The organism is Streptomyces sp. S3(2020) (genome assembly GCF_013044505.1).
Classification (GTDB): Bacteria; Actinomycetota; Actinomycetes; order Streptomycetales; family Streptomycetaceae; genus Streptomyces.
The window spans coordinates 1-9,873 of sequence record NZ_JABERD010000291.1; the positions used below are offsets into that span (position 1 = coordinate 1).

The following is a 9,873-nucleotide window of genomic DNA, read 5'->3' on the forward strand; positions in this document are numbered from 1 at the left end:
GGCCGGTGGGGCTCGGTGAGGCGCTGGGGGTGGCTCCCTCGGGGGCCTGGGCCGCCTGAGGCGCCGAAGGAGTAGAGGGCGCGGCGGGCGTCGCGGGCGCCGACCCGGTCGGGCCCGGCGCGTCGCCGCAGCCCGTCGCCGCGGCCGCCGTCCCCGCCAGGGCCGCGACGAATCGCCGCCTGCTCCAGTCGCCCCTGCCCATGCACGCACCTCGGATGGTCGGTTGCCTCAGCCGTCACCACCTTGACGTGGACCACCCCGCACACGCAAACGGCCCCTACCAGTCGCCGTCCTCCACCGGCTTGCCCGGCGCGTCCTTGAGCGGCAGCACCTGCGCCGGGTACGGCTCCTGCCAGGGTGCGTGGTCGTCGCCGAGCCAGTCGCCGACCGGCTTCACGCCCTCCAGGGCGTCCGCGGGGGCGAGATCCTCCGCGTCCTGGTCGTAGTAGTCGTACCAAGGCAGCCCCGCCTGTGTGTACGCCGCGCGGTCCACGGGCGACGGCGGGGGCTCCTCGCCGGTGATTCGGCGCCACTGCGGAGGCGTCACCAGGTGCACGAAGACCCGGCCGCCGGGCCGCTCGGCCCAGTCCGACAGGGGCCGGTCGTCCTTGTAGACCTCCTGGCGCATCGAACCACCGACACCGAGACCCATACCGGCCGGGGCCGCGGGGACCGGGGCGGCCGCCATCTGCGGGGCGGCCATCATCTGCGGGGCGGCCCCGAACGAGGGCGCGTGCATCGGCGCCCTCGTGGCGCGCTCCCGCTCCCGCGACTCCCGCCACCGCGCGAGCGGCTCCTCCGCGAGCGAGAACGACTGGAGCTGTACGCCGCCCCACACCTCCTCGCCCGTGACCTGCCCCTCGACGGTCGCACCCAGGCCGAGCGGCACCGCCACGAACTGCTTGACCGTCCCCGTCCCGGAATTGATGCCGTCCAGCCACGGCTGGCGGGGCAGCACGACATAGTTCTGCGGCTTGCGCGCGAGCCGCTCGCTCCACGGCTCGCCCGAGACCGCGCACACCTTGCCCACCCCGACCTGGAGCGCGGCCGGCTCGGTGGTGCCGCCGAAGCTCAGCCACATCGCCTCGCGCAGATACACGGGCAGCATCACCCCGCCGCGCGCCCGCCATGCCTCGGGCACCCGGTCCGCGTGGTCCGCGACCCGGCGCAGCGGAAACTCCCCGAGCCCCGGCGGCAGCGGATGGGTGCCCGTCTCCGGCAGGCGCAGGGTGCGGATGAACCGCACCGCCACCCCGCCGGGCAGCCTCAGCGTGTTCCCGTCGATGCGTACGCCGGTCATCCTGCTCGCCCCCTCGGTCGGCCCTGGTGACTACGTCACCTAGAACGACGGGCGAGGGCCGGACGGTTCCTGCGCAGCCGCTCCTGCAACCGGGTCAGCCGCGGCATCCGCTCGCGCTGCTCCCGGGAGGTGCGGTCCAGCTCCTCCAGGAGCCGGTGCGAGCGGTGCTCGGTGTCCAGCTCGTCGAGGATGCGGTTCACCTCGGTCAGCACGGCGCCGTGCAGCTGCCACTGCCGGGCGTCGCGCCGCACCTCCTCCAGGAGCAGCTGGGCGAGCTTGTCGCGGGTGGCCGTGGCCTGCCGGAGCTGGGAGGCGAGCCGCTCCTCCGCGGACTCGGCGCTGCGGCTGACGTCGGTCGTGACCAGCACCGCGAAACTCACCACGGCGTCGGCGATCTCCGACAGCAGCTGCTCGACGGCGGCGCCCGCCTGCCGTGCGAACAGCCGCTCGGACTCACGTTCCTTGGCGAGGTCGGTCAGGGTGCGCGCGAGCACCCGCAGGACGACCGTGCAGATCTCCAGCGTGTCCAGACCGGTGCGCAGCACCACCCGGTGCAGCAGACCCTCGCGGACGCGCGGATTGAGCCGCAGACTGTCCTCGGCCTGTTTGAGGGCCGCGTCCACCTCGACGATGTCGTGGTCCAGGCGCCGCGCCTCGTACAGCCGCTCGGTGGCGTGCTCGACGGGTGTGCGGCCGGCGGCCTCCTCACCCATGTTCAGCATCAACTGCCGTACCCGGCGCGCCAGTCCCTCGATCGACTCGCCGGCCTCGTCCACCCACACCGGCGGCGCGAACAGCAGATTGAAGGCGAGCCCGACGACCGCCCCGATCAGCGTCTCCAGGATCCGCGCCCACGCGGTGTCCCCGACGGTGGTGACCCCGAGGACCAGCATCGCGCTGATCGCCACCTCGGGCACGTACTCGTCGACCTTGACCAGATGCCCGACCCCGAGCGAGGCCAGGATGAGCAGGGCCAGGCTCCACCAGGTGAGTCCCACCAGCAGGCTGAAGGCGATGGCGACGAGGACGCCGGCCACCACCGAGTTGACCCGGCGTATGCCGTTGGTGAGCGTCGCGTAGAGAGTGACCTGGACGACCAGCAGCGCGGTCAGGGGCGCGGTGAGGGGGGCCGCCTCGGGGCTCAGGCGCAGCGCGATGACGTAGGCGATCGTCGCCGCTGCCGCCGACCGCAGCGTCTGTACGACCACCGGGTCCCTGCGTAGCTTCACGAAGCGCACGAGGGACGCCGCCCGTTCACGTACCACTCGCATCCTCAGGCTGTCCCACTTCCACAGTCGGCCGCAATCGCGGCTTGCGGACCGTAACTGTCCGCAACGACGCTTAGATTGTCCGTACAAACCCGTCGACGGCAAGAGGGGGGAACAGTGATGGCGGACACCCGAGGGTTCGAGGTTCTCACGGGCGCGCACGACTACCTGAGCGAGGTGGTCGCGGCCGTCCCGGTGCGGGCGTGGGGAGCGCCGACGCCGTGCACCGAGTGGACGGCCCGGCAGGTCCTCAACCACGCCCGTATCGACCAGCAGGGCTACGGCCTCGCGATCACCGGAGGCCGTCCCGACTCGGACCCCTTCGCCCCGGCCGACGCACTCGCCGCGGATCCGTCGGCGGAGCTGGACGAGGTGCTGCGCATGGTGGCGGACGCCTACGCCGCTCTGCCCGCCGACGCGGGCGAGGTGCCGACCCCGCTCGGGCCGCTGCCGCCGCGACTCGCCGCGGCCGCGGCCGCGATGGACGCCGCCGTCCACGCCTGGGACATCGCGGTTGCGACCGGCCAGGACGCGCCGTTGACGGAGAACCTCGCCGAGGGCATCTGGCCGCTCGCCGAACACCTCGTGGACCATCTCCGGGACTCCTACCGGGTGTTCGCCCCCGCCCGGACGACCCCGGACGGCACCGGCAGAGCCGACACACTCCTCGCCTTCCTCGGCCGCGACCCGCAGTGGCGCCCGGAGGCTCACCGCACTCCGTGACGCAGGACGGCCGGATGGCTCCCACCCCGCCGCCCGCCCGCGAGGGCCCGGCGTAACTCGCCGCGGGCTTGCGCCCCTGTGGCTCGGCGGTGGTGTCCGGCGGCTTGACCTTCGGCCGCGGGTCGTTCGGTGTCGTTGGGCCGGACGGGACGGCCGAGTGGCCCCCACCCCGCCGCCCGCGGCCGTACGCCCGCGAGGGCCCGGCGTAACTCACCGCGGGCTTTCGTCACCGTGACGCGGCGGTGGTCGGCATCGCTTTGGCCCTCAGTCGCGGGCCGGTCGCTGCCGGGCGCGGTGGGGCGGTCCGGTGGTCGTGCACCGTCAGTGGGTGGTGGCCGCTCGGCTGCGGGAGCGGTAGCCGGAGACCTTGGCGAGGTTGCCGCAGCGGTCCATGGAGCACCAACGGCGGCGGCGGGCCTGGGAGTCGTCGAGGAAGAGCAGGGAACAGTCCGGGTTCCCGCACTCCTTGACGCGCTCGATCAGGGGCCCGCCGGCCAGCAGTACGGCGTCCCGGGCCACCGTCGCCAGAGCGGCCCGGGACGGATGCCGGGCCGTCCAGCGGGCCTTGCCGAGCTGGGGTGCCAGATCGGGTTCGGCCGCCGCGTCGTTGACCAGTGCGACATCGGCCGCCTCCGGCTCCCGCCCGGTCATCGCGGCGCGTACAAGACGGTTGACGGCCTCTCGCAGTACGCGGGCGTCGGCCAGGTCCCGAGACGTGACACGCGCCGGCTCCTCGCCCACGGCCAGGTCCGCCTCCGTCAGCCAGCGCGCCAGCGCCGCGGCGTTTGGCAGTCGCTCCTTGGGCGTGGCGTGCCGCTTGCCGAGGGTGGCCACGAAGTCCAGACAGGGGCGGCCGCCGACGAACGGAAAGGCGAGCTCGGGGTCGGTGCTGGTCATGGGGCCGAGCTTACCGGCCGCACATGCCTCTTGACACCACTTGAACCGGTGTCGCAGAGTGACACCGGTTCAAGTGGTGTCAGGCACGACGAGAGCGGGTGGGGTATGCGTGCGGTGCGGATCGAGGAGTTCGGCGGACCCGAGGTGCTGGTGGAGGTCGAGGTGCCGGATCCGGTGGCGGGACCGGGGGAGGTGCTCGTACGGGTCGCCGCGGCCGGCGTGAACCGGGCGGACGCGCTGCGGCGGGCCGGCGTCTACCACAACGCCGGTCGGCCCCCGCTGATCCCGGGCGCCGAGGCGGCCGGTGTCGTGGCCGCGGTGGGGGAGGGGGTGACCGACTTCGCGGTCGGGCAACGGGTGGTCGCGCTGGACGGGGTGAAGTCCCCGGGGTTCTACGCCGAGTTGGCGGCCGTGCCCGTCACCCAGGCGGTGGCCCTGCCGGACGGGGTGGAGCTGACCGAGGCGGCCACACTGCCCATCGCCTGGCTCTCCGCCTGGTACTGCGTACGGCATCTCGCCAAGGTCACCAAGGAGGACACCGTCGTGGTGAAGGCCGCCGCGAGCGGGGTCGGCACCGCGGCCGTGCAGATCGCCGCCGAGTCCGGGGCCCGCGTCATCGCGCTCGCCGGGTCGGCTCAGAAGGCCGCCTGGGCCGGGGAGTTCGGCGCCCATGTCGCCCTCGACACCTCCGCGTACCCCGACGAGGCCGAGGTCGAGGAGGTGCTGCGGCTGACCGACGGACGCGGCGCCGACGTCGTCCTCGACACCGTGGGCGGCGCCGCCTTCGCGCGGAGCCTGCGTCAGGTCGGACACGGCGGCCGGGTCGTGGCGCTCGCCAACGTCGCCCTGGCGCCCAGCACCGTCGACACCCGCGACTTCTACCCGAAGAACGCGTCGATCCTCGGCTTCCAGCTCACCAACCGGCAGCGCCACGGCTGGGACCCACGCGCCGACCTGCGTGAACTGGCCGAGCGGGTCGCCGCGGGCGCCTATCGCGTACCGGTCGAGACCGTACTGCCCCTCGCCCGGGCGCGCGCCGCCCACGAGCAGCTGGAGCGGCGCGAGAACCGGGGCAAGATCGTGCTCGCCGTGGGGTGAGTCAGGAGTGGACCCTGTCGATGAAGGCGGACAGATTGCCCGTCGCGCGGGCGATCTGCTCCTCCAGCGTCAGACTCTCCTCGATCCGCAGGGTGCTCGGCGGGACCTTCTTGCCGCGGACGTAGAGGGAACAGGCCAGGTCGGTGCAGATGTACACACCGACGGAATTGCCCTCCCGCCCGGCCGTACCCGCCTTGCGGGCGGTCATGAGCGAGACGCCGCCGCCCGGATGGGTCGTCAGGCAGAGCGAGCACATGCTGCGGTGCAGGAAGCCCCGATGCCCGGAGGTCAGGCGCAGCGTCAGGCCGACGAGCCGTCCGTCCCGCTCGGTGACCAGGTAGCTGCGGTCGGGTGCCCCGGGATCTCGCCAGCCGAGGAAGTCGAGATCGTCCCAGGGGCGTTCGTCGAGATCGCGCGGCACGGCCACGCGTTTGGCCTCCCCCTTGGAACAGTTCACGAAAGAGTCGCGAATGTCGTGCTCGGTCAGTGATCTCATGGGGGAGTCTCCTGGGGGCGTCATGCTGTTTCCGAAACCTGGGGGTAAAAAAACTAGTGCCCCTAGGTTCGGTCAGGATAGACGGCCCCGGCGAGGAGGAACCAGTGAATTTCGAGAACGTCCGCTCACCCCGGGCGAGAGCGGCGCTGCGGCATGTCGCGGAGCGGTCGGCGGGGCCGCCCGTCGCCCCGGACACCCGCATCACGCTCAACTTCCATCCCGACCGGCCGACCGGCGGGGTGGGCATCCTGGAGGCGATGGCGCGGGACGGCTCCTACCACTCGCAGTTCGTGACCGGCACCAGCAACGGCGGCCTCACCGCGCACCCCGGCGGGGACCGCCGGCGCTGGGAGAGCCGGATCTTCGGCGGTGCCTACGACGAGGCGGCCCCGGACGACCGGCCCGTGTACGGCGCGCTGGACTTCCGTCGCCAGGTCGTCGGCGCCGCCCCGCGCTTCGGCTCCTCGCACTTCCGGCTGACGGGTACGGCGCTGTCCCGGGCCACCTTCTGCTATCCCGACAGCGCCGCCGAGCCGGCCCACTTCGGCGTCGCCGCCGGTATGTCGCTCATCGCCCTGGCGGAGGCGGACGAGCGGGACGCCCTCGACGACTACATCGAGGCACAGGTCCACGGGGGCATCTCCCTCACCGCGGACGTGGCGGCGCTCGTCCTGGACGCCTGCTACCGCGGCACACCCGTCGAGACGGCGGCACGGCTGCTGCCCTGCCCCGTCGAGTGGCATCCTGGGTACCGGATCACCGTGGAGCGGCTGCGCCGGCATGCGGACTACCGGGGCGAGGAGTACACCGAGCTGGGCGCCCGGATCGCCGAGGACGGCCGGATCGACCCGCGGATCATCGGGGACGCCGCGCGGACGGGACGGTACGAACTCCAGGACCTGAAGAAGGTCTGGCACACCCTGGCCCGCTTCGGCGCTCCGCAGGGCGCGGGCACCGCCCGTGACGCCGACGGGGGTGTCTACTCCGGTCCCGCGGAGGGCGTCAGCACCTCCAGCGCATAGGCGCGGGCGACCAGTTCCGTCCGGTTGCCCGCGCCCCACCGCCACGTCACCTACGCCGTCCTCGGCGTCGGCGACCGCAACTGGGCGGCCACCTACCAGCACGTCCCGACCCGCATCGACGACCGCCTCACCGAACTCGGCGCCACCCGCCTCACCGCCCGCACGACCGCCGACGCCTCCGCCGATCTCACGGGAGCGGTAAGGACTTCACGACCCGACTGCGCACCGCCCTCCTGGAACGGCACGGCGCCCCCGACGCCACCGCCCCGGACCGGCGGCGGCCTACGAGGTCCGCACCCTGACCGGCGGCCCGCTGGACGCCTTCGCCGAGCGGCACGGGCGCCGAGCGCCGTGGCGGCGCACGTTCCGCGGCGCGATCGCCGACCGTACGGCCGCGCTCGCCACGGGCGCCGAACTCGCCCCCGCCCTCTGCTGCTTCGGCTGCGACGCCCCCGACGCCGACTTCCTGCACGCCGGGGAGCTGCGCGCGGCCGAGGCCGGCGAGGTCTGGGACCTGCTGGGCGTGGGCGCCCGGGTGTACGTCTGCGGCGACGGTTCCCGGATGGCGTCGGGTGTCCGGGAGGCGTTCCGTACGCTGTACCGGAAGCACACGGCGGACGCCGACGCGACGGCCGCCGAGGAGTGGCTCGACGGGCTGATCGCGGACGGGCGCTACGTCGAGGACGTGTACGCGGCGGGCTGACCGACGCGCGGTGAAGGGGAGAGGCGGGCACACGGTGGTGGACTCCTGGGCACGGGCTCGGCGCATCCTGGAGGAGGCGGGCCTGCCGCCCGGACACCTCGCCAACCTGCGCCCGCTGACCGGCGGCACCTACAACACGGTCGAGGAGCTCGTCCTCGCCGACGGCGGCCGCTATGTGCTGAAGGTGCCGCCTCCCGAGACCGTCCCCGGACTGAGCCACGAGCGCCGACTCCTCGTGGCCGAGGCCGAGTTCTACCGAGGAGCCGCGGAGGCGGACGTACCGGCGCCCCGGGTCGTGGGCCACGGACGGGATGATCTGCTCATGACGGCCGTGCCCGGCGACGCCTGGGACGGACAGCTCAGCGGCACCGAACAGCTGGACCTGCGTACGGAGTTGGGCCGCCAGGTGGCCCGCCTGCACCGCGTGACCGGCCCCGCCTTCGGCTACCCGTCCGGCGCCCTCGGTCCGCTCGCCCCCGACTGGCGGACCGCGTTCACGGGGATGCTCGACGCGGTCCTCGACGACGCCCGCCGCTACGGTGCCGAACTGCCCCGCCCCGTCGACGAGGTGGCGGACGCGCTCCGGCCCGCCTACGACGCGCTCGACGAGGTGAGCGTCCCGAGCCTCGTCCACTTCGACCTGTGGCCCGGCAACATCCTGGTGGAGCGCGCGGACGGCGGCGCCAGGATCGGCGGACTCATCGATGGCGAGCGCATGTTCTGGGGCGACCCGCTCGCCGACTTCGTCTCCCTCGCGCTGCTGGGCGACATCAGGACCGACGAGGCATTCATGGCCGGCTACCGGGAGGAGGGCGGCCACGCGGAGTTCGACGTACCGGCCCGCCTCCGCTACGCCCTCTACCGTGCCTACCTCTACCTGATCATGCTCATCGAGACGGTCCCGAGGGAGATGGACGAGGGGGATCGGCGCTGGCGACAGGAAGCGGTTGCACCGGAACTGGTGGCAGCGCTGACCGAGATCGCGGACCTCTCATAGTTCACATCGTGAATTAAGGGTCGTCGAAAGTGCCCCCGCAGCGGTATGTTGCAGTTCGGACAGGGTTCTAAGGGGGCCACACATGACGGGGCGGAACGGGCGCACGGTACGCGATCTGAGGCGGGCCAACCGCACGGCCGTGCTGCAAAGGCTCTACTTCGACGGGCCTCTCAGCCGTTTCGAGCTCGGCCCCGCGACCGGTCTGAGCTCCGGCTCGGTGAGCAATGTCGTCGCCGACCTGGTCGCCGACGGCCTGCTGGAGGAGGCCGGCAGTGTCGACTCCGACGGCGGCCGCCCCCGCACCCTGCTGCGGGTGGCGCCCGGCAGCGCCCACATGATCGGCGTCGACGTCGGCGAGACCCGGGTGCGCGTCGAGCTGTTCGACCTCACCCTCACCGAACTCGCTCGCACCGAACGCCCGTTGACCCGGCAGGGCTACGACGTCGAGGTCATCGTCGGCCACATCCGCGACGGCGTCGCCGAGGTGCTCGACACCGCGGGCATCGCCCCCGACCAGCTCCTCGGCGTCGGCATCGGCGTGCCCGGCATCGTCGAGCACACCCCGGACCGGGGCGCCGTCGTCCACGGGCAGACGATCGGCTGGGACGCGGTCCCGCTGGAGGAACTGCTCCGCTCCACCTCCCGGCTGCCCGACACCGTCCGGTACTTCATCGACAACGGCGCCAAGACGCTGGGCCAGGCCGAGATGTGGTTCGGCGGCGGCCGCGGTGCGCACAACGCGGTCGTCGTCCTCTTCGGGTCCGGCGTCGGCGCGTGTCTCGTCACGCCCGAGGTGGAGAACGGGCGGGCGGTCGAATGGGGCCATCTCACGGTACGGGTCAAGGGGCGCCGCTGCCGGTGCGGTGCGCTGGGCTGCCTGGAGGCGTACGCGGGCGCCGAGTCGCTGCTGGAGCGCTGGCGCGAGGAGGGTGGACGGCCGCCCGAGGGCACCGACGAGGAGACCGCGCTGACCGCGATGCTGGCCGCCGCGCACCCGGCCGAGGGCGGTGCGCCCGACCCGGTGGCACTGGCCGTGCTGGAGGAGACCGCCGAGTACCTGGGCGCCGGCCTCTCCGACCTGATCAACCTCTTCCAGCCCGAGCGCATCCTCATCGGCGGCTGGGCCGGCCTCCAGCTGGGCACCCGCTTCCTGCCCGCCGTACGCCGCCACGCCTCCTCCTACGCCCTGCGCCACCCGGCCGAGAAGGTCACCATCGACCTCGGGCGGCTCGGCCCCGACGCGGTCACCGTCGGCGCCGCGATCCTCCCACTGGCCGACTTCTTCGCCCGCGGCGGCCGCCGGTGCGCACCCCGCCAGGCGGGCTTCCACACTGAAGCGCCGATACCGGACGAGCCCACCGGCTGACCC

The 9,873-nt window shown here is 73.2% G+C and carries 9 protein-coding genes and 2 pseudogenes; 6 read left to right on the forward strand and 5 right to left on the reverse strand.

The annotated features are described in order from the left end of the window. From HLK59_RS50615 to HLK59_RS45005, 3 genes and pseudogenes are all read right to left on the reverse strand, one after another. Positions 1-202, reverse strand: a pseudogene (locus HLK59_RS50615) (hypothetical protein); the annotation flags it as partial. Between the two features lie 75 nt (positions 203-277). Then, positions 278-1,300: a hypothetical protein gene (locus HLK59_RS45000; RefSeq protein ID WP_171147461.1), complete on the reverse strand. Its 1,023-nt coding sequence runs from the start codon at positions 1,298-1,300 to the stop codon at positions 278-280. Between the two features lie 35 nt (positions 1,301-1,335). Next, positions 1,336-2,571 carry an aromatic acid exporter family protein gene (locus tag HLK59_RS45005; protein ID WP_171147462.1) on the reverse strand — a complete coding sequence of 412 codons (1,236 nt, stop codon included), beginning with the start codon at positions 2,569-2,571 and terminating at the stop codon, positions 1,336-1,338. 117 nt (positions 2,572-2,688) lie between these two features. Here HLK59_RS45005 and HLK59_RS45010 point away from each other — a divergent pair, with 117 nt between their 5' ends. Beyond that, positions 2,689-3,291 carry a TIGR03086 family metal-binding protein gene (locus HLK59_RS45010; protein ID WP_171147463.1) on the forward strand — a complete coding sequence of 201 codons (603 nt, stop codon included), beginning with the start codon at positions 2,689-2,691 and terminating at the stop codon, positions 3,289-3,291. 321 nt (positions 3,292-3,612) lie between these two features. On the opposite strand, the gene HLK59_RS45015 is transcribed toward HLK59_RS45010, so the two are convergent. Then, on the reverse strand, positions 3,613-4,188 hold the full coding sequence (locus tag HLK59_RS45015) for an ABATE domain-containing protein (RefSeq protein WP_171147464.1): 576 nt from the start codon (positions 4,186-4,188) through the stop codon (positions 3,613-3,615). A gap of 105 nt (positions 4,189-4,293) precedes the next feature. On the opposite strand from HLK59_RS45015, the gene HLK59_RS45020 reads away from it, so the two are divergent. Next, complete coding sequence (locus tag HLK59_RS45020) at positions 4,294-5,286, forward strand: zinc-binding dehydrogenase (protein WP_171147465.1); 993 nt, start codon at positions 4,294-4,296, stop codon at positions 5,284-5,286. Position 5,287: 1 nt separating this feature from the next. Here HLK59_RS45020 and HLK59_RS45025 read toward each other — a convergent pair whose 3' ends face one another. Continuing rightward, entirely contained in the window at positions 5,288-5,782 is a 495-nt protein-coding gene (locus HLK59_RS45025; protein WP_171147466.1) for an FBP domain-containing protein, read from the reverse strand. 104 nt (positions 5,783-5,886) lie between these two features. Here HLK59_RS45025 and HLK59_RS45030 point away from each other — a divergent pair, with 104 nt between their 5' ends. The 4 genes and pseudogenes from HLK59_RS45030 to HLK59_RS45045 all read left to right on the forward strand — a co-directional run bounded on the left by HLK59_RS45030 (position 5,887) and on the right by HLK59_RS45045 (position 9,870). Then, the gene (locus HLK59_RS45030; RefSeq protein ID WP_171147467.1) at positions 5,887-6,804 is read left to right on the forward strand and encodes a DUF3626 domain-containing protein; all 918 of its coding nucleotides are present in this window, start codon (positions 5,887-5,889) and stop codon (positions 6,802-6,804) included. A 45-nt stretch (positions 6,805-6,849) separates the two neighbouring features. Further along, a pseudogene (locus HLK59_RS45035) lies at positions 6,850-7,507 on the forward strand (flavodoxin domain-containing protein); the annotation flags it as partial. Positions 7,508-7,541: 34 nt separating this feature from the next. Then, complete coding sequence (locus HLK59_RS45040; RefSeq protein WP_171147468.1) at positions 7,542-8,504, forward strand: aminoglycoside phosphotransferase family protein; 963 nt, start codon at positions 7,542-7,544, stop codon at positions 8,502-8,504. An 82-nt stretch (positions 8,505-8,586) separates the two neighbouring features. Next, the gene (locus tag HLK59_RS45045; RefSeq protein WP_240983012.1) at positions 8,587-9,870 is read left to right on the forward strand and encodes an ROK family transcriptional regulator; all 1,284 of its coding nucleotides are present in this window, start codon (positions 8,587-8,589) and stop codon (positions 9,868-9,870) included. Positions 9,871-9,873: the final 3 nt, after the last annotated feature.

Excerpts from the sequence above, each read along its gene's own strand:
- HLK59_RS45015 (WP_171147464.1), bottom strand. The coding sequence starts at position 4,188 with ATGACCAGCACCGACCCCGAGCTCGCCTTTCCGTTCGTCGGCGGCCGC.
- HLK59_RS45005 (WP_171147462.1), bottom strand. The coding sequence starts at position 2,571 with ATGCGAGTGGTACGTGAACGGGCGGCGTCCCTCGTGCGCTTCGTGAAG.
- HLK59_RS45020 (WP_171147465.1), top strand. The coding sequence starts at position 4,294 with ATGCGTGCGGTGCGGATCGAGGAGTTCGGCGGACCCGAGGTGCTGGTG.
- HLK59_RS45000 (WP_171147461.1), bottom strand. The coding sequence starts at position 1,300 with ATGACCGGCGTACGCATCGACGGGAACACGCTGAGGCTGCCCGGCGGG.
- HLK59_RS45010 (WP_171147463.1), top strand. The coding sequence starts at position 2,689 with ATGGCGGACACCCGAGGGTTCGAGGTTCTCACGGGCGCGCACGACTAC.
- HLK59_RS45045 (WP_240983012.1), top strand. The coding sequence starts at position 8,587 with ATGACGGGGCGGAACGGGCGCACGGTACGCGATCTGAGGCGGGCCAAC.
- HLK59_RS45025 (WP_171147466.1), bottom strand. The coding sequence starts at position 5,782 with ATGAGATCACTGACCGAGCACGACATTCGCGACTCTTTCGTGAACTGT.